This is a genomic window from Neorhizobium sp. DAR64872/K0K18 (genome assembly GCF_050500175.1).
Taxonomy (GTDB): domain Bacteria; phylum Pseudomonadota; class Alphaproteobacteria; order Rhizobiales; family Rhizobiaceae; genus Neorhizobium; species Neorhizobium soli.
In genome coordinates this window covers 2,706,323-2,724,622 of the sequence record NZ_CP191446.1, presented here as the reverse complement: position 1 = coordinate 2,724,622, position 18,300 = coordinate 2,706,323, and the positions used below count along the sequence as shown (strand labels likewise).

At 60.7% G+C, this 18,300-nt stretch carries 12 protein-coding genes; 5 read left to right on the top strand and 7 right to left on the bottom strand.

The window, feature by feature from the left end:
- Window positions 1–239 precede the first annotated feature (239 nt).
- Both gltB and ACQY1P_RS18875 read left to right on the top strand, forming a co-directional pair.
- Window positions 240–4,976 (top strand): glutamate synthase large subunit, encoded by a 4,737-nt coding sequence (gene gltB, locus ACQY1P_RS18880; RefSeq protein ID WP_430254880.1) that lies wholly within the window; start codon window positions 240–242, stop codon window positions 4,974–4,976.
- A 182-nt stretch (window positions 4,977–5,158) separates the two neighbouring features.
- Window positions 5,159–6,613 carry a glutamate synthase subunit beta gene (locus ACQY1P_RS18875; RefSeq protein WP_325263141.1) on the top strand — a complete coding sequence of 485 codons (1,455 nt, stop codon included), beginning with the start codon at window positions 5,159–5,161 and terminating at the stop codon, window positions 6,611–6,613.
- Window positions 6,614–6,864: 251 nt separating this feature from the next.
- Here the strand turns inward: ACQY1P_RS18875 and ACQY1P_RS18870 are convergent, their stop codons facing one another.
- The 3 genes from ACQY1P_RS18870 to ACQY1P_RS18860 form a co-directional block, all read right to left on the bottom strand.
- A complete protein-coding gene (locus ACQY1P_RS18870) occupies window positions 6,865–7,785 on the bottom strand; it encodes an alpha/beta hydrolase (protein WP_325263139.1) in 921 nt (306 codons plus the stop codon).
- Window positions 7,786–7,903: 118 nt separating this feature from the next.
- The gene (locus ACQY1P_RS18865) at window positions 7,904–9,070 is read right to left on the bottom strand and encodes an SGNH/GDSL hydrolase family protein (protein WP_430254877.1); all 1,167 of its coding nucleotides are present in this window, start codon (window positions 9,068–9,070) and stop codon (window positions 7,904–7,906) included.
- A gap of 109 nt (window positions 9,071–9,179) precedes the next feature.
- The gene (locus ACQY1P_RS18860) at window positions 9,180–10,400 is read right to left on the bottom strand and encodes a lytic murein transglycosylase (RefSeq protein WP_082472037.1); all 1,221 of its coding nucleotides are present in this window, start codon (window positions 10,398–10,400) and stop codon (window positions 9,180–9,182) included.
- A 198-nt stretch (window positions 10,401–10,598) separates the two neighbouring features.
- Between ACQY1P_RS18860 and galU the strand changes: the two genes are divergently transcribed.
- Complete coding sequence (gene galU, locus ACQY1P_RS18855) at window positions 10,599–11,486, top strand: UTP--glucose-1-phosphate uridylyltransferase GalU (RefSeq protein WP_062460958.1); 888 nt, start codon at window positions 10,599–10,601, stop codon at window positions 11,484–11,486.
- An 81-nt stretch (window positions 11,487–11,567) separates the two neighbouring features.
- Here galU and fucP read toward each other — a convergent pair whose 3' ends face one another.
- Together fucP and ACQY1P_RS18845 are read right to left on the bottom strand one after the other, a co-directional pair.
- Window positions 11,568–12,845: an L-fucose:H+ symporter permease gene (gene fucP / locus ACQY1P_RS18850; protein WP_244474112.1), complete on the bottom strand. Its 1,278-nt coding sequence runs from the start codon at window positions 12,843–12,845 to the stop codon at window positions 11,568–11,570.
- A 393-nt stretch (window positions 12,846–13,238) separates the two neighbouring features.
- Window positions 13,239–14,762 (bottom strand): outer membrane beta-barrel protein, encoded by a 1,524-nt coding sequence (locus tag ACQY1P_RS18845; protein ID WP_139283774.1) that lies wholly within the window; start codon window positions 14,760–14,762, stop codon window positions 13,239–13,241.
- 459 nt (window positions 14,763–15,221) lie between these two features.
- Here ACQY1P_RS18845 and ACQY1P_RS18840 point away from each other — a divergent pair, with 459 nt between their 5' ends.
- Window positions 15,222–15,407 carry a Flp family type IVb pilin gene (locus ACQY1P_RS18840; protein WP_062460949.1) on the top strand — a complete coding sequence of 62 codons (186 nt, stop codon included), beginning with the start codon at window positions 15,222–15,224 and terminating at the stop codon, window positions 15,405–15,407.
- Between the two features lie 307 nt (window positions 15,408–15,714).
- Entirely contained in the window at window positions 15,715–16,710 is a 996-nt protein-coding gene (locus ACQY1P_RS18835; protein WP_113109756.1) for a KpsF/GutQ family sugar-phosphate isomerase, read from the top strand.
- 14 nt (window positions 16,711–16,724) lie between these two features.
- Here the strand turns inward: ACQY1P_RS18835 and ACQY1P_RS18830 are convergent, their stop codons facing one another.
- Together ACQY1P_RS18830 and ACQY1P_RS18825 are read right to left on the bottom strand one after the other, a co-directional pair.
- Window positions 16,725–17,204, bottom strand: coding sequence for an NfeD family protein (locus ACQY1P_RS18830; RefSeq protein WP_430254874.1), 480 nt, complete (start codon window positions 17,202–17,204; stop codon window positions 16,725–16,727).
- Between the two features lie 7 nt (window positions 17,205–17,211).
- Window positions 17,212–18,249 (bottom strand): SPFH domain-containing protein, encoded by a 1,038-nt coding sequence (locus tag ACQY1P_RS18825; RefSeq protein ID WP_430242420.1) that lies wholly within the window; start codon window positions 18,247–18,249, stop codon window positions 17,212–17,214.
- Window positions 18,250–18,300 lie beyond the last annotated feature (51 nt).

The window sequence follows — 18,300 nt, the reverse complement described above, 5'->3', positions numbered from 1 at the left end:
CGGCACATATGTCATAAAATTCGAGAATTAGGACAGAAATGTTGTCCTAATTTTTGAACTGAAGGTGGTTTTTCGCTTCCGAGCGGTGACCGTCGACGTGTTCAAGGGTATGCTTCGCACTCTCAAGGGCTTCCTGCTTCAGCAGTCTGCCACCTGAAAGGACGAGGCATTTCTTCGGGTGAAATGAAGAATACGCCGTTTGCAAGCTCGATCGTGAGTGGCCAACAGGAGGAATAGCAATGACGAAGAATGTTCCTGAAGTGCACTGTCTGCCCGCCACCGCGACCGCGGCGGAAGCTGGCTCGGGCGTCGAACAGCGTCTGCCATTCATTGCCTCCGGCATTCCGGCAGCACAAGGCCTTTACAACCCGCGCAACGAGCACGATGCCTGCGGCGTCGGCTTCATCGCCCATATGAAGGGCCAGAAGTCGCACCAGATCATCAAGGACGGCTTGTTCATTCTGGAAAACCTCACCCATCGCGGCGCCGTCGGCGCTGATCCGCTGATGGGCGATGGTGCCGGCATTCTGCTGCAGATCCCCGACAAGTTCTTCCGCGAGGAAATGGCAAAGCAGGGCATCACTCTGCCCAAGGCTGGCGAGTATGCCGTCGGTCACTTCTTCCTGCCGCGCGACCCGGATCAGATCGAGCACTTCAAGAAGGTGATCGTCGATGTGACGGCCGAAGAGGGCCAGCAGTTCCTCGGGTTCCGCGAAGTGCCCGTCGACAATTCCTCGCTGTCCAAGGCGCCGGATATTGCCGGTACCGAGCCCTATCACCTCCAGGTGTTCATTGGCGCCGGCCGCGATGCCGCGACCAATCAGGATTTCGAGCGCAAGCTCTTCCTCATTCGCAAGGTCATCTCCAACCGTATCTACGATCAGTTCGGCGGCCAGGAAACCGGCTTCTATCCGGTATCGCTGTCATCGACGACGATCGTCTACAAGGGCATGTTCCTCGCCTATCAGGTCGGCGCCTATTACAAGGATCTGGCCGACCCGCGGTTTGAAAGTGCTGTCGCCCTCGTGCACCAGCGGTTCTCCACCAACACGTTCCCGTCCTGGAAGCTCGCGCATCCATACCGCATGGTTGCCCATAACGGCGAAATCAACACGCTGCGTTCCAACGTCAACTGGATGGCGGCGCGTCAGGCGTCGGTGTCCTCGCCACTGTTCGGCGACGACATTTCCAAGCTCTGGCCGATCTCCTACGAGGGCCAGTCGGATACGGCCTGCTTCGACAACGCGCTCGAATTCCTGCTGCGTGGCGGCTATTCGCTGGCGCATGCGATGATGATGCTGATCCCCGAAGCCTGGGCCGGCAACCAGTCGATGTCGAAGGAGCGCAAGGCGTTCTACGAGTACCATGCGGCTCTGATGGAGCCATGGGACGGTCCGGCTGCCGTCTGCTTTACCGATGGCCGCCAGATCGGCGCGACGCTTGACCGCAACGGTCTGCGCCCGGCGCGTTATCTCGTCACGGACGACGATCGCATCATTCTGGCGTCCGAAGCCGGCACGCTGCCGGTGCCGGAAGAAAGCATCATCAAGAAGTGGCGTCTGCAGCCGGGCAAGATGCTGCTGATCGACATGGAAAAGGGTCAGATCATCTCCGACGAGGAGTTGAAGACCACGCTTGCAACCCGCCATCCTTACGAAAAGTGGCTGGATCGCACGCAGCTGATCCTCGAGGACCTGAAGCCGGTTGAACCGCGCGCGCTGCGCCGCGACGTATCGCTGCTCGATCGCCAGCAGGCATTCGGCTACACATCCGAGGACACCAAGATCCTGATGTCGCCGATGGCGACGACCGGGCAGGAAGCCGTGGGTTCGATGGGCACCGACACGCCGATCTCGGCGATGTCGCAAAAGTCGAAGCTGCTCTACACCTATTTCAAGCAGAATTTCGCGCAGGTGACGAATCCGCCGATCGATCCGATCCGCGAAGAGCTCGTCATGAGCCTCGTCTCCTTCATCGGGCCGAGGCCGAACATTCTCGACCATGAAGGTGCCGCCAACGCCAAGCGTCTGGAAGTGCGCCAGCCGATCCTCACCAACGGCGATCTGGAAAAAATCCGCTCGATCGGTCACACGGAAGACCGTTTCGACACCAAGACGCTCGATTTCACCTATGATATCGAGCGCGGTGCCGAAGGCATGCCGGAAATGCTCGATCGCCTCTGCGAGCGTGCGGAAGCGGCGGTCAAGGGCGGCTATAACATCATCGTCCTCTCCGACCGCCAGATCGGACCGGACCGGATTGCCATCCCGGCGCTTCTGGCGACTGCTGCCGTGCATCACCATCTGATCCGCAAGGGTCTTCGCACCTCGGTCGGTCTCGTCGTCGAATCGGGCGAGCCGCGCGAGATCCACCATTTCTGCCTTCTCGCCGGTTATGGTGCAGAAGCAATCAACCCCTATCTCGCCTTCGATACGCTGACCGACATGCACATGCGCGGTGAGTTTCCGAAGGAAGTGGACAGTTCCGAAATCGTCTCGCGCTATATCAAGGCGGTCGGCAAGGGCATTCTCAAGGTCATGTCCAAGATGGGCATCTCGACCTACCAGTCCTATTGCGGCGGCCAGATCTTCGATGCCGTCGGTCTGAACACGGAGCTGGTCAACCAGTATTTCTTCGGCACAGCGACGTCGATCGAAGGTATCGGTCTCGATCATATCGCCGAGGAAACCGTCACCCGCCACCGCGCAGCCTTCGGCAAGGATCCGGTTCTGGCCTCCTCGCTCGATATCGGCGGCGAATATGCCTACCGCATGCGTGGCGAAAGCCATGCCTGGACGCCGGATGTGGTCGCCACCCTGCAGCACGCCGTGCGCGGCAACAGCCAGGATCGCTACCGCGAGTTTGCCGAAATGGTGAACGAGAGCGCGGTGCGGATGAACACCATTCGCGGCCTGTTCAAGATCAAGTCGGCGGAACGGTCCGGCCGCAAGCCGGTGTCGCTCGACGAGGTGGAGCCCGCAGTCGATATCGTCAAGCGGTTCTCGACCGGCGCCATGTCGTTCGGCTCGATTTCCCGTGAGGCGCATACGACGCTTGCGATTGCCATGAACCGCATCGGCGGCAAGTCGAACACCGGTGAAGGCGGCGAGGAAAGCGATCGTTATCTGCCGCTCGCCGACGGTTCGATGAACCCGGAGCGTTCGGCGATCAAGCAGATCGCATCCGGCCGTTTCGGCGTGACGACCGAGTATCTGGTCAATGCCGACATGCTGCAGATCAAGGTGGCGCAGGGCGCAAAGCCCGGCGAGGGCGGTCAGTTGCCCGGCCACAAGGTGGATGCGACCGTGGCCAAGACCCGTCACTCGACGCCGGGTGTCGGCCTCATCTCGCCGCCGCCGCATCACGACATCTACTCGATCGAAGATCTGGCGCAGCTGATCTACGACCTGAAGAACGTCAACCCGACCTCCGACATCTCCGTCAAGCTGGTCTCGGAAGTGGGCGTCGGCACGGTTGCGGCCGGCGTTGCCAAGGCACGCGCCGACCATATCACGGTCGCAGGCTTCGACGGCGGCACCGGCGCTTCGCCGCTGACATCGCTGAAGCATGCGGGTTCTCCTTGGGAAATCGGCCTTGCCGAGACCCAGCAGACACTGGTGCTGAACGGTCTACGGTCGCGGATCGCGCTGCAGGTCGATGGTGGCCTGAAGACCGGCCGCGACGTCATCATCGGTGCCCTGCTCGGAGCCGACGAGTTCGGCTTTGCGACGGCGCCTGTCATTGCCGCCGGCTGCATCATGATGCGCAAGTGCCATCTCAACACCTGCCCCGTCGGTGTCGCGACGCAGGATCCAGTTCTGCGCAAGCGCTTCAAGGGCACGCCGGAACACGTGATCAACTACTTCTTCTTCGTGGCTGAGGAAGTGCGCGAGATCCTCGCATCGCTTGGCTTCACCAAGTTCGACGAGATCATCGGCCTTTCCGAGCTGCTCGAGAAGGACGACATGCTGGCGCACTGGAAGTCGCAGGGTCTCGACTTCACCAAGCTGTTTCACAAGGTTGAGGCTCCGAAGTCTGCGACCTACTGGACCGAGCGGCAAAAGCATCCGATCGACGATATTCTCGACCGCAAGCTGATCGAGAAGTCGCAGGCAGCCCTTGAAAGCAAGGAGCCTGTGGTCTTCGAAGTGCCGATCAAGAACGTCGACCGTTCCGTCGGCGCCATGCTGTCGGGTGCGCTGGTCAAGCGCTGGGGCCAGAAGGGCCTGAAGGACGATACGATCCATGTGACGCTGCGCGGCACGGCCGGTCAGTCGTTCGCTGCATTCCTCGCACGCGGCATCACGTTCGATCTGATCGGCGACGGCAACGACTATGTCGGCAAGGGCCTGTCGGGTGGACGCATCATCGTGCGGCCGCCGGAAAACTCCAACATCGTCGCCGAGAACTCGATCATCGTCGGAAACACCGTGCTTTACGGCGCAACGACCGGCGAGTGCTACTTCCGCGGCGTTGCCGGCGAGCGTTTCTCCGTCCGCAACTCGGGCGCCATCGCGGTGGTCGAGGGCGTGGGCGACCACGGCTGCGAATACATGACCGGCGGCATCGTCGTCGTTCTCGGCGAAACCGGCCGCAACTTCGCAGCCGGCATGTCGGGCGGCGTGGCTTACGTGCTCGACGAGACGGGCGATTTCGCCAAGCGCTGCAACATGGCGATGGTGGAACTGGAGCCGGTTCCGGAAGAAGACGACATGCTGGAAAAGCTGCACCATCACGGCGGCGACATCATGCACAAGGGACGCGTGGACGTTTCCGAAGACATGACGCGTCACGACGAGGAGCGGCTCTATCAGCTGATCTCCAACCACATGCACTATACCGGCTCGACCCGCGCCAAGGACATTCTCGACCGCTGGAGCGAGTTCCGTCCGAAATTCCGCAAGGTCATGCCGGTCGAATATCGCCGTGCACTGGTGGAGATGGAACGGATGCGGATGGGCGTGGCTGCGGAGTGAACCGCAAGGGACGCATCGTTCATGCCGGAGTGGCTGTGGCAATCGCCGCGGCCGTTCCAACGGTCGCCGCACTGGTCAATGGTGCGCTAGTTTTGGAATTTGTGGTGCTGGGGGCGGTGATCGGTTTCGCCTACTGGTACTGGGGGCCGCAATGGCCGCCTCTGTGAACTGAGGGAAAGACTATGGGCAAAGTTACGGGATTCATGGAAATCGACCGGCAGGTTGGCAAGTACCAGCCGGCGTCCGATCGTATCCGCCATTTCCGCGAATTCACCATTCCGATGTCGGATGCGGAAGTGACGAAACAGGCAGCCCGCTGCATGGACTGTGGCATTCCCTATTGCCATGGCCCGACCGGCTGCCCTGTTCATAACCAGATCCCCGACTGGAACGACCTCGTCTACAACAACAAGTGGGAGGAGGCGATCCGCAACCTTCATTCCACCAACAACTTCCCGGAATTCACCGGTCGCGTTTGTCCCGCGCCGTGCGAGGAAGCCTGCACGCTCAATCTCGAAGATGCGCCTGTCGCGATCAAGACTGTCGAGCAGGCGATTGCCGACAAGGCCTATGAGCTCGGGTATATCGTGCCGCAGCCGGCGACGGTGAAGAGCGGCCGCAAGGTCGCCGTGATCGGTTCGGGTCCTGCCGGCATGGCCGCGGCCCAGCAGCTTTCGCGTGCCGGTCACGACGTGCATCTGTTCGAGCGCGAGTCCAAGGCCGGCGGTCTGCTGCGCTACGGCATTCCGGATTTCAAGATGGAGAAGAACTTCATCGACCGCCGCGTCGAGCAGATGACCGGCGAAGGCGTGACCTTCCATTACGGCGTCAATATCGGCGTCGACAAGAAGGTGGAGGAACTGACGGCTGAATTTGATGCGGTGCTTTATTGCGGCGGTTCGGAAACCCCGCGTCCGGCCGGGATTCCCGGCACGGATCTGCATGGCGTCTATGATGCGATGCCGTATCTGGTGCAGCAGAACCGCCGCATCGGACGCGAAAATATCGACAGCGTCGCCTGGGCCGCCGAGCCGATCCTTGCCGGTGGCAAGCATATCGTCGTCGTCGGCGGTGGCGATACGGCGTCCGACTGCGTCGGTACCGCGTTCCGCCAGGGCGCCGTCAAGGTGACCCAGCTCGACATCCGCCCGCAGCCGCCGGAAAAGGAAGACAAGCTCGCGGTGTGGCCATTCTGGGCCACCAAGATGCGCACCTCGTCCAGCCAGGCCGAAGGCGCGATCCGCGAGTTTCAGGTAGCAACGCTCGAATTCGTCGGAGAAGACGGCCAGCTGACCGGCGTTCGCTGCTGCGAAGTGGATGATCGCCGCCAGCCGATCGCGGGCACCGACTTCATCATCAAAGCCGATCTCGCCTTCATCGCCATCGGCTTCTCCGGTCCGGCAACCGACAGCGTGCTGTCCGAACTCGACGGCAAGCTGGCGCTCAACGTCGACCGTCGCGGCTCCACCAACGTCATCGCCAACGAACGCGACTACAAGACCTCGGTCGACAAGCTGTGGACCGCCGGCGACGTGCGCCGCGGCCAGTCGCTGGTCGTGTGGGCGATCCGCGAAGGCCGTCAGGCAGCACGAGCCATCGACGAAGCGCTGATGGGATCGAGCGTTCTGCCGCGCTAACCGGTTTGTTAAAATGAACGGCCTCTCTCCGTTTTGCGGGGAGGGGCCGTTTTCGTTTCGGCAGAATCAGGTCATGCTTGCCCATGACCATCCCGCAATCGATCTTGGCCTCCTCGATACGCTGTGCATCGCTCGGATCATTACTTTCACGATCGGATTCCTGCGCTCAGACGGTCATCACAAGGATCGACCCGAATTGCTGCTTAGGCGACGCTTGCGTTCCACGATAAGCGTCTGGTCTAACGATCGCATCACTCGCTGCTGGAGAGAAACGCGTCGATCATCTTGATGGTGGCATCCGGCTGTTCTTCCATCAGCCAGTGGCCGGCATCGGCGATTACGCCTTCGCTGACCTGCGTGGCTGCGGTGCGCATGACCGCCGCCATGCCCGGCCCGAAGGACTTTTCACCGCCAACGGCCAGAATGGGCATTTCCAGTTTTGCGCCCGTGGCTTCCCAGGCGCGGTTTTCGATCGCATCCTGGTCGAAGGCCGCGAACTGGGCGAAGCCGGAATGCATGGCGCCTGGCAAGGCATAGAGGGCGGCATAGTGTTTGCGGGATGCTTCGTCGAACCGCTTTGGGTCGGCGGAAAATTCGTTCCAGAACCGGTCCAGATAGATGCGCTCGCGCCCGGCGACGAGACGCTCCATGTCCGGCCCCCCGAAGCGGAAATGCCAGAGAAGCGGGTTTTTCAGGATCTCGTCCCATGGGCCGATGCCGGGAACGGGCGCATCGAGCAGCGCGAAGCGGGTCACGCGAGCGGGTTGCTGCGTCGCGAGGGCGAAGCCCACCATGTTGCCGATATCGTGCGTGACCAGCGCGAAACGATCAATGTGCAGTCCGTTCAGAATGGTGGCCAGGTCGCGGGCTTGGCTCGCCTTGTCGAAGCCGCCTTCGGGGTGTGATGACAGACCCATGCCGCGAAGATCGGGAACGATGACCAGATGATCCATCTCGAGCTTTGCAGCCAGCGGCGCCCACATGTCGCCGGTTTCGCCGTAGCCATGTAGCAGAACGACGGCAGGTCCCTTGCCACCAATCCGAAGATGGATGTCTACGTTGCCGACATGGACAGTTTGGGTCCTGAAGGTGGATGGAAACGGCGGAACCTCTGCAAGGACCGGCGTCGCAAGCAGAATCGTGGATACGATAACGCGAAAAAGCAGGTTCATGCGGGCACTCCGATAAAAGAGATCAGCTAGGCCATGCACGTCTGAACTGGGAATTTATGACTATGTAGCACGTTTTTTCACGAAGCTACAGGCGAGAGCTCGCGCTCGTGTCAAAGACCTACTGGGTCGTGAGCCGGTAGTCGTCGATCCGACCGGCCGGGGCGGGGTCAAGTTCGCCGCGTTTGACCAGTTTGTCGCGCGGCGTTTCCGTCAGACGGGCCGGTGGCGCATTGCCGCCCAGAAGCTCCTGGCCGCCGTCCAGCTCCGGGTCAACTAGGCTGATCGGCCGTACGGGCACTTCGGGGTTGGCAGGAGATTCGAGTGTCTGGAGCGGCGGGAGAGTGCTGCTGTCGAATTTGGCGAGATCGGGGCTTGCCATGTCACCCAGATGCCGGCGCAGGACCTTGTCGACATAGAAGGCGAGCTTTTCCTTGCCGGGCTTGGTGAGCGTGATGCCGTCGGAATTACGCAGGCGTACCTGCTGTCCGTTGACGTCCGAGCCAGTCAGGACGAACCTGCCGTCCTCGTCGACGAAGCCGTCCCAGATGTCGACGAATTCGCCGCCGACCTTCTCCACCTGTCCCCGATAAAGCGTGTTGAGCGTGACCGCGTCCGCCATCATCGATGGCGACTGGAACGCCGGCAGGCCGACCCAAAGCAGCGTCAGCTTGCGCTGCGCGATCATGCCGGCAAGCTCCGCGACACGGGTTTCATATTGTTTGAACCAGGCATCCGTGCGGAATTTCTCGCGGCCGCTGGCGGTGTCCATTTGCTGGCGGTCGTTGGCACCCAGCATGACGACCACGATCGCGGGTTTGGCCTCGTCGAGAATAGCCGGCAGTTGGCCAAGCCAGTCGTAATGGTCGTCGCGCACCAGGCCGGAGGATCCGTCGCTGCGGCTGATGATCGAAACCCCCGGGGAGGTCGCAAACGTCGTTTCCAGCTCACCCCCGATATTGCCGGCGAGAAAATCGCCGATAACGAGTATTTTCTTGGCGGTTTCCAGTTTGGCGACGGGTTCGGCCTGGGGCTGAAAGGGTATCGGCGCCGTCCTCGCGCGGGGAACCGCAGCCTGCGGAGTGGCACGGCTTCTTTGCCGGCGTGGCGCCATCTCGATGATCGATCCATCCTGCCGGTCATATCGCCGGGTCGGACGTTCGTAGCGTTCATATCGCTCTGTGCGCGGCGCACCGAACAGCATGTTGAACAGGTTGCGCCGATCGCTGCCGTCCTGGGCAAACGAAACGGTTGATGGCAGCGACAGCACGAGGCTGGTCGCTACCATGAATACCGTCCGGACCAGGCGTCGGTTTGGCCTGTTGTGGCGCAAGAGCTTCATCGTTTTCATGCCTTTTGGCCGCACCGTTCACGATGCGGCGCATCGCATGCTAGCCTCAACGGATCGCCTTGAGAAGAGAATGCGACGGCTCGCCATCCGGCTGCATGCCAAGGCGCTTCTGAATGGCGGAGATCGCGGCCTTCGAGCCGGAGCCGAAATTGCCGTCCACTTCGCCTTCGTAATAGCCGAGTTCCTTCATGCGGCTCTGCAGCTCGAACTTCTCCTTGATGTCGAGCGTGCCGTTGGGGCGCGGCCAGGACTGCTGTACACCGCCGAAACCTGCGATCTCGTCGGCGAGAAGACCGACCGCGAGCGCGTAGCTGTCGGCTGCGTTGTAGCGCTTGATGGTGAAGAAGTTGGAGAGCATCAGGTAGGCTGGACCGTTCGCGCCGGCCATCAGCTTCAATGTCGCGCGGTCTGCTCCGCGCGGAAAACCCTTGCCGTTCGGACGCTGGAAGCCCAGCGCTGCCCACTGCGCCAAGGTCTTGCTCTGGCCTTCGTATTTTGCGGCGCCGGCGGGAAGCACGGATTCGTAGCCCCAGGTCTTGCCGGCAGTCCAGCCGTTCTTGGCCAGGAGGTTGGCGGAGGTCGCCAGCGCATCGGGAACCGAATGCCAGATGTCGCGCTTGCCGTTGCCATCAGCGTCGACCGCATAGAGCAGGTAGCTCGTCGGGATGAACTGGGTATGGCCCATCGCGCCTGCCCAGGAACCGGTCAGCTGCTTGGGGGATACGTCGCCTGCCTGCAGGATCTTCAAGGCGGCGATCAGCTGGTTGCGCGCGAACTTGCCGCGCTTCGGATCGCCCCACCCGAGCGTCGCCAGTGCCTGCGGCACGTGGTGCAGACGTTCGGGATTTTCCAGAGCTGCGCCATAGTTGGATTCCATCGACCAGATGGCGAGGAGAATGTTTCTGTCGACACCGAAATGCCGCTCCACGGCGTTCAGCGTCGCGCCATGGCGGGCAGCCATTTCGCGGCCGATCTTGACCGTGTAGGGATTGACGCGGCTGTCGAGATAATCCCAGATTTTCGACTTGAATTCCGGCTGGTACTCGGCCTTGCGCAGGACTTCCTGATCGGGACCGCTGATGCCTGCAAAGGCGCGATCATAGGTCGAGCGACTGATGCCGCTTTTGGCAGCAGTCGAATAGAAATTTGCAACCCACGTCTTGAAACCGGCATCGGCGCGGGCATCTATCGCGCAGGTCGATATGGCAAGGCCGGCGACAAGCGAGAAGATCGTTGCGCGGAAGCGATTGGGGCTGATTTTTTTCATCGGCAGTCGGTCCATTTTTATTCTGGCCATCATGGCGAGATCGGGATGCGGCTCAACGATGTGATAACAGGATAGGGTCAACAAATTCTTTACCATGAAACGCGCGGCCGGGGCAGATCTTTGCTAAAAGGTAGCAAATGTTTATTACAGCCGACAAAAGACCCGAAACCGCACAGCGAAATGCATCAGGAGGCATGAGTGTCACAAGAACGGAAAATTCGTAAAGCAGTCTTCCCTGTTGCGGGCCTCGGCACCCGCTTCCTGCCGGCCACAAAGGCTGTGCCAAAAGAAATGCTGACGGTCGTCGACAAGCCGGTCATCCAGTATGTGGTCGATGAAGCGGCGGAAGCCGGCATCGAACATTTCGTATTCGTGACCGGCCGTGGCAAAGGTGTGATCGAAGACTATTTCGATATTCAGTTCGAACTCGAGCAGATGCTGCGCGAGCGCAACAAGAATGCCGAACTGACGCTGCTCTCGCATATCCTGCCGAAGGCCGGTACGGCGAGCTTCACCCGCCAGCAGGTTCCGCTCGGTCTTGGTCACGCCGTCTGGTGTGCGCGCGACATCGTCGGCAACGAACCCTTCGCGGTCCTGTTGCCGGACATGATCATGTCGTCGGAAAAGAGCTGCCTCAAGGGCATGGTCGAACTTTACGACCAGACCGGCGGCAACGTTCTCGCGGTCGAGGAATGCGATCCGGACCAGGCCCACAAGTACGGTATCGTCGGCAAGGGTGAGACCGTCGGCGACGGTTTCAAGATCACCGAAATGGTCGAGAAGCCTGCCAAGGGTACGGCCCCTTCGAACTTCTTCATCAACGGCCGCTACATCCTGCAGCCGGAGATCTTCAAGATCCTGGAAACCCAGGAACGTGGCGCCGGCAACGAGATCCAGTTGACCGACGGCATGCTGGCGCTGGCCAAGAGCCAGGAATTTGCCGGCTACCACTTCAAGGGCGAGACCTACGACTGCGGCGCCAAGGACGGCTTCATCATGGCCAATATCGCCTTTGCCCTGCAGCGCCCGGACATTCGCCCGGCGATCGAAGAGCCGCTGAAGGCGCTCGTCTCGAAGCTGATGTAAGCCTATCCGTTACTGCAAAAGAAAACGCCCCCGCGAGACGATCGCGGGGGCGTTTTTCGTTTCAGGGATCCATGCCTTCGATCAGGCGGCCCTGTGACCCTTGAGGCCGTAGTAGGCGATGTAGAGGTAGCAGATCGCCGGCATCAGGAAGGCGAGGTGGATGCCGACCGTATCGGCCAGCATGCCCTGAACGACCGGCAGGATGGCACCGCCGACGATCGCCAGGCACAGGATGCCCGATCCCTGGCTGGTGTGGCGACCAAGACCCTTAAGTGCCAGGCTGAAGATGGTCGGGAACATGATCGAGTTGAACAGGCCGATGGCGAGGACCGACCACATTGCCAGCGAGCCGCCCGCAAACACCGTGAGCAGGATCAGCAGGATCGCAACACCGGCATTGAACGCCAGCGCCTTGCCGTCGTCGACGAAGCGCATGACATAGGCGCCGACGAAACGACCGATCATGGCGCCGCCCCAGAAATAGGCGACGTAATGGGCGGCTTCCGATTCCGGCATGCCGGCGATGCTTGGTTCTGCCAGGTAATTGACCAGGAACGAGCCGATCGACACTTCGGCGCCGACATAGACGAACAGGCCGATCGCGCCGAGAACGAGGTGACGGTAGGCCCACGCGGAGCTCCGTTCGCCGCCTTCAGCGACCGTCGTGTCTTCCGTTTCGACATGCGGCAGCTTCAGGGCTGCAAAGACGGCGGCCAGCACGAGGAAGGCGATTGCCAGAAGCATGTAAGGGAAGCGGACGGCATCCGCCTCTGCGAGGCGCAAGGCCTCGAGTTGTTCGCCGCTCGCGTTCTGGATGTCGCCGGTCGCGGCCGACAGGATGAGGAAGGCGCCGAAGAGCGGTGCGATCGTGGTTCCGAGCGAGTTGAAGGCCTGGGTCAGCGTCAGCCGGCTCGAGGCAGTTTCAGGGGCGCCCAGCTCTGTTACATAGGGATTGGCGGCAACCTGCAGAATGGTGACACCGCTTGCCAGCACAAACAGCGCGCCGAGAAACAGCGCATAGACGCGGTAGCTGGCAGCCGGGATGAACAGCGCGCAGCCGATCGCTGCAATCAGCAGGCCGACGACGATGCCCCATTTGTAGCTGATGCGCTTCACAAGCGCGCCGGCCGGCAGCGACACGATGAAATAGGCGCCGAAGAAGCACAGCTGAATCATCATCGACTGGGTATAGTTGAGCTGGAAGACGTTTTTCAGGTGCGGGATCAGAATGTCGTTCAGGCAGGTGATAAAGCCCCACATGAAAAACAGGGAAGTCAGGGCAACGAGAGCGAAGCGGTAATTGTTACCTGCCGTCGAACTTGTTGCTGTGCGCGGTGTGGTCGCGCTGTCTGTTGGAATTCCAGCCACGTTGAGCCTCTAATCTATCAGGATGTATCGATGGAGTGCATTAATGCTGCACTGCGACAATTCGTCGTGACCGCTTATATGTTGCGCACAGTCCTGAGGGGAAGTGGGCGGAAGCCCGGGTGCAAGCTTTGTACAACGTGCATGGACGGCGTGATCGGCTGGAGAAGCCATGCGCTGGAGGAGTAGCTGGAGCAGCGATTGCTGCAGTGCGGAAATTATTGTTCGCGGGAAGGTATGTTGGAGACAGAACCCATTCCGATCCCGGGCCGTTTAGCGCGACTTCGTACTTTATGCCTATTGTGAAGGCACACATGTCGAAGCATTGGCGCCGAGTGGCGGCAGTACCGGGATAGATGTCACGGAAACGTGATTGCCTGATGGGCGCTATCGCTTCAGAGTCAGCCCCATGCCCGCGCGAACGATGTTCTGTTCGGTGCCGCCCGTGGTTTTCTCGTATTCAACGTCGCTCGTGAGATCGAGATAGCGGTTAATCGCCCATGTTATCCCCGCGCCGGCAAGCCAGGTGACCTCGTCTTCGCTACCGGAATCAAAGTTGCGGAACACGGTGCTGCCGCTCAGGCGTGCCACGACGCTGTCGCGCATCTCGTGCGCAAGCGCTGCGGTGAGTTCATACTCCACCCATCCGCCTTCGCCGGGCGTTGTGGAATCCTGGACTGTCGTGCGCAGACCGAGATTGACGTCGGTGCCGCGCTGTGGTGACCAGGTCGCATCGCCATCAAAGCTGATGCCACCGACATTCTTGAGGCGGTTATCCTCGTAGTCGACGACCTCATAGCCCGTTCCCAACTCGCCGCGCAGTTTCTCGCCGAAATCGAACTCGACGCCGGTGCGTGCGGCATAGGTCTGCGATGAGCGCTGATAGCCAGAAGCATCGCGTTTGCGATCGTAGAATGTGTGGCCAGATGCGATTTCCCCAAACGGGATGAGGGCAGGCGAAAGTTCATAGCCGAGGCGCAGTCGACCATCGATGCCGCTGCGATTGCGGTCTTTCATGTTGAGCGTGCCGCCGTCCGCAAGCTTTGCCTCGGTATAGACATATCGAGAGCCGTTGACGGCGGCGAGTGCTCTGATCTTGCCGATGTCGCGACCGATCGAGGCCCCGGTCTGGAACAGGTGCACGCCGGACTGGACGTCGGCGCCACCGACGGCGTTCGGGTCGTCATTGTCCTCACGGGTAAAGCTGTAACCGCTGGTCAGATGCGCAACGGTATCGTCTGCAAGATCGAGACGCAGATCCGCGCTGATCTTGCCCTCCGGATCCTCGCCTTCCTTGCTCTTGGTGAAATTGTGCTCGATCGTGGTTTCGCCGGTAACTGTCAGCGCATGCCGTGACCAGTCGGAGGTCAGCGTTCCGCGAATCCCGGTTGCCGCGTAATTGCGCGTTTCCTTCGATCCGTTCTCGCGGGTGATTTCTGTGTTGATGCTCTGATTGATGGACGGGCGCAGCATGAACGTGCCGAGCCGGATGCCGGTCGGATCCACCTCTTGACGCGGAGCCTCCTGCGGATCGATTGCCTCGGGACCATCATCGAGCGGCTCGAGATCGGACGGACCGATCGGCTGGTTGAGATCGACTTCCGGCTCCTGAACACGCGCGGCCGCACTTTGTTGCGCCGTCGTATCGGCGGTCCGTTCGTCTCCGGCGACGGCGACTATGCCGGGAATCGTCCCGCCGACCGGTGCAGTCGGGGTGTTGCGGGTAATCGTCGATGTTCCGGCTGTTCCGACCTGGCTGCTGGGAATGGCGGGAAGCGCGCTGCCGCTGTCTGGAAAAAGGCTCTGCGAAACGGCAGCCGACGGGAGGATCAGCGCCGAGCCGGCAAGCAGCAGTCCATACGCACGGCCGCGCAACGAAAGCGTCGTGGCTTTTGTCCTGCTGATAATCATCGGACTGCCCGGAAATCGGAAAAGCTGATCCAAAGGCAAAGTCCAGCGTCGCTCCGCATCCACAGGTCCGTCCTGGCTAAGTGTATGCTTTGAAACACGAATGTCACCTTGTCGGATTTATCGCGAAGTATGCCTCGAAAGGGTTAGTTTATGGTTAACAGTTGGTGAAACCGGCCGCGTGGGGCTGCGCGACTGCCCTTCACGCTATCCGTCCACTCGCCAGGAGATGCCACTACATTTGCATGAACATTCCCAGCGCGCATGGATGGTCGCAGGGCACAAACGCCGGTTGCCCAGGCAGGCGAATTCGCGCGTTTACGGTGATTTAACCAAGTCAAACGTGACATTTACACACATTGGATTTGTTGAAGCGCATTAAGAAAATGTATCTACAGTTCAAGTATAGAAACTTGACATCGGAGCAATTCCGTTCCGAGGGGCGAGTCAGGGAAGAGTTATATGTCAATTCTTGCACGCATGATGAAGGATGAGTCGGGCGCGACTGCCATCGAATATGGCCTCATTGCCGCACTCATTTCCGTTGCTTTGATTGCCGGCGCAACAACGCTCGGCGGCGCTTTAAATAACCAGTTTAGCAACATAGCAGGAAAGCTCACCTGCGACGGAAGTGCCACCACTTGCTGATTGCAGTCTGCGAAATGCCATAGAAGGAGCCGTCTCGACATTCGAGGGGGCTCCGTTCGTCATCAGGCTGCAGTGTGCTGGGTCCTGTTGGACCTATTTATTCCGCGAAAATCTTGAAACGCAGGACTCGTTGCTGATGAACGCCAACAGCCGTACGATTTTCCGTTGCATGGTCCGTTCCTTGCTCAGCGACACTCTAGCCAGCGACCGGTTTCGAAGATCGACGCATTGTTTTCTTGAAGTCCGCAATACTTGCTCAGCGGCTAATGCGATGGACTTGACCAGGAAAAAGCGCTAAGCCTGCGACATGATAAAGAGAGCGTTGCAGGCCGCAGAGGTCGATGTCATTGATTCCGCCCTGCGGACGATTGCCTTTGGAAAACAGGGCCTTGTAGCCCTTGATCATGCCCTTCAGAATGGCCTGGGCGGCCCGTTCCGCGCAGCGGCCGAGCTGATCGGTGGCATCAGCGGTCGTGTCATCGTGACCGGCATCGGCAAGAGCGGCCATATCGGCAAGAAGATCGCTGCAAGCTTTGCCTCGACAGGAACGCCGGCCTTCTTCGTTCATCCGGTCGAAGCAAACCACGGCGATCTCGGCATGATTGCGCCTGGCGACGTCGTGCTGGCGCTGTCCTGGAGCGGCGAGACCGCCGAGTTGCAGGGGATCGTATCGTTCACCCGTCGCTTTTCTATTCCTTTGATCGCACTCACGTCTGGTGAGGTCTCAGCGCTCGGCAGAGCGGCCGATGTCGTTCTGCTTCTGCCGAAGGAACAGGAAGCCTGTCCGCACGGACTGGCTCCAACCACCTCGACGCTGATGCAGCTTGCGATGGGCGATGCGCTTGCTGTTGCGCTGCTGGAAGCGCGCGGTTTTTCGGCAACCGATTTCCGCGTCTATCATCCCGGCGGCAAGCTCGGCGCCATGCTGTCGCATGTCAGCGACCTCATGCATGTCGGCGACAGCATTCCGTTGGTGCGCCAGGGCGTTCTGATGCCGGAAGCGGTGCAGGAACTGTCGCGCAAGCGGTTCGGCTGCGTCGGTGTTACCGATGATGAGGGCCGGCTTGTCGGCGTCGTCACCGATGGCGACATTGCGCGCCATCTCGACGTCGACCTGACGAAGATGTCCGTGGACGAGGTCATGACCGTGCGCCCGAAGACTGTCGGCAAGGATACGCTGGCGACTGCGGCTCTTGCGCTTCTCAACCAGTACAGTATCGGTGCACTTCTCGTCGTCGGCGAAGATCAGCGCCCGATCGGCATCGTCCATTTCCACGATCTGCTGCGCGTCGGCGTCGCCTGAAACCCATCTGAGTTTCAGGTGGGACGCAAGACTGTCGCCGTTGCTTCGACGCGAAGATCGCGGCCATTTGATTCGATGATCACCACCTGCGTGCCGGCTGGCAGGTCCGGCCCGATGATCGACCACCACGTATCGTCAAGCCTGATCCGTCCGCGACCTTCCGCGATCGGCTCGTGCAGCGTTGCGGTGCGCCCGACGAGGCTTTCGCCGCGCCGGTTGAGGTTCGGCTGATCGCTGATGCCGCCGCGGCCCGAATAGAAGCGACGCCCGACCAGCGCCAGTGCGACCGAGAGCACAGCAAACAGCAAAAGCTGAACCTGCCAAGCCCAGATGCCGGTATCCCAGAGAGCCAGAGACAGCGCGCCGATGATGATGGCGGCAAGCCCGATCCAGATCAGGAAGGCACCGGGAACGGCAAGTTCTGCTGCGAGCAGGACGAGGCCGAGGAGCCACCAGCTCCACGAGCCGAGGCTGCGTACCAGATCGATGATCATTGCAGCCTCATTTGTCGGAGGAGGGCGTATAGGGCGGGATGACGGCGGTCACGCTTGGCGTGCTGCGGGTGGTGCGCGAAGGCTGGCCGGGTTGCGTGCGGGGCGCTGCCGGGGCAGGGCCGTCGCCATCTCCGAAGACTTCCTTGGCGATGGCGCCGATGCCGCCGAGCGAACCGATCAGCGACGAGGCTTCAAGCGGCATCAGCACGATCTTGGAATTGTTCGCCTTGCCGATCTCGACCAGCGCTTCCGTATATTTCTGCGCCACGAAGTAGTTGATCGCCTGCACGTTGCCGGAGGCGATTGCTTCGGAGACGACCTGCGTCGCGCGCGCTTCGGCTTCTGCCAGACGCTCGCGCGCCTCGGCATCGCGGAACGCTGCTTCGCGCTCGCCTTCGGCCTGCAGCACGGCTGCCTGTTTCGCGCCCTCGGCCCGCAGGATCTGCGCGTTGCGCGAGCCTTCGGCCTCGAGGATCTGGGCGCGCTTCTCGCGCTCCGCCTTCATCTGGCGGCCCATGGACTGCACGAGGTCTGCCGGCGGCTGGATGTCCTTGATCTCGACGCGGGTGACCTTGATGCCCCAGGGATGAACCGCCTGGTCGACGACGCGCAGCAGCCGTTCGTTGATGACTTCGCGGTTGGACAACAGCTCGTCGAGGTCCATCGAACCCATGACCGAGCGAATATTGGTCATCGTGAGGTTCTGGATGGCGAGCTGGAGATTGGTGATCTGGTAGGCGGCCTGGGCGGCGTTGAGCACCTGATAGAAGGCGACGGCATCGGCCGAAACGCTGGCATTGTCCCGGGTGATGACTTCCTGGGTGGGAATGTCGAGCACCTGTTCCATGACGTTCATCCGCGCGCCGATGCGCTCGATGAACGGTGTCAGGATATTGAGGCCCGGCTCCAGCGTGCGCGTGTAGCGGCCAAACCGCTCGACGGTGTAGTTATAGCCCTGCGGCACGGTCTTCACGAGGGCAAAGAGCAGGAGTATCGCGAGGATTACGATACCGATGACAAAATAGTCGAAACCGTCCAGGCTCATGAAGAGGCCTCCTGCCCAATAAATTGCGTTCGTTTCATACCCGACAACCCT

Excerpts from the sequence above, each read along its gene's own strand:
- gltB (WP_430254880.1), top strand. The coding sequence starts at position 240 with ATGACGAAGAATGTTCCTGAAGTGCACTGTCTGCCCGCCACCGCGACC.
- ACQY1P_RS18875 (WP_325263141.1), top strand. The coding sequence starts at position 5,159 with ATGGGCAAAGTTACGGGATTCATGGAAATCGACCGGCAGGTTGGCAAG.
- ACQY1P_RS18870 (WP_325263139.1), bottom strand. The coding sequence starts at position 7,785 with ATGAACCTGCTTTTTCGCGTTATCGTATCCACGATTCTGCTTGCGACG.
- ACQY1P_RS18865 (WP_430254877.1), bottom strand. The coding sequence starts at position 9,070 with ATGGTAGCGACCAGCCTCGTGCTGTCGCTGCCATCAACCGTTTCGTTT.
- ACQY1P_RS18860 (WP_082472037.1), bottom strand. The coding sequence starts at position 10,400 with ATGAAAAAAATCAGCCCCAATCGCTTCCGCGCAACGATCTTCTCGCTT.
- ACQY1P_RS18845 (WP_139283774.1), bottom strand. The coding sequence starts at position 14,762 with ATGATTATCAGCAGGACAAAAGCCACGACGCTTTCGTTGCGCGGCCGT.
- ACQY1P_RS18840 (WP_062460949.1), top strand. The coding sequence starts at position 15,222 with ATGTCAATTCTTGCACGCATGATGAAGGATGAGTCGGGCGCGACTGCC.
- ACQY1P_RS18835 (WP_113109756.1), top strand. The coding sequence starts at position 15,715 with ATGATAAAGAGAGCGTTGCAGGCCGCAGAGGTCGATGTCATTGATTCC.
- ACQY1P_RS18830 (WP_430254874.1), bottom strand. The coding sequence starts at position 17,204 with ATGATCATCGATCTGGTACGCAGCCTCGGCTCGTGGAGCTGGTGGCTC.
- ACQY1P_RS18825 (WP_430242420.1), bottom strand. The coding sequence starts at position 18,249 with ATGAGCCTGGACGGTTTCGACTATTTTGTCATCGGTATCGTAATCCTC.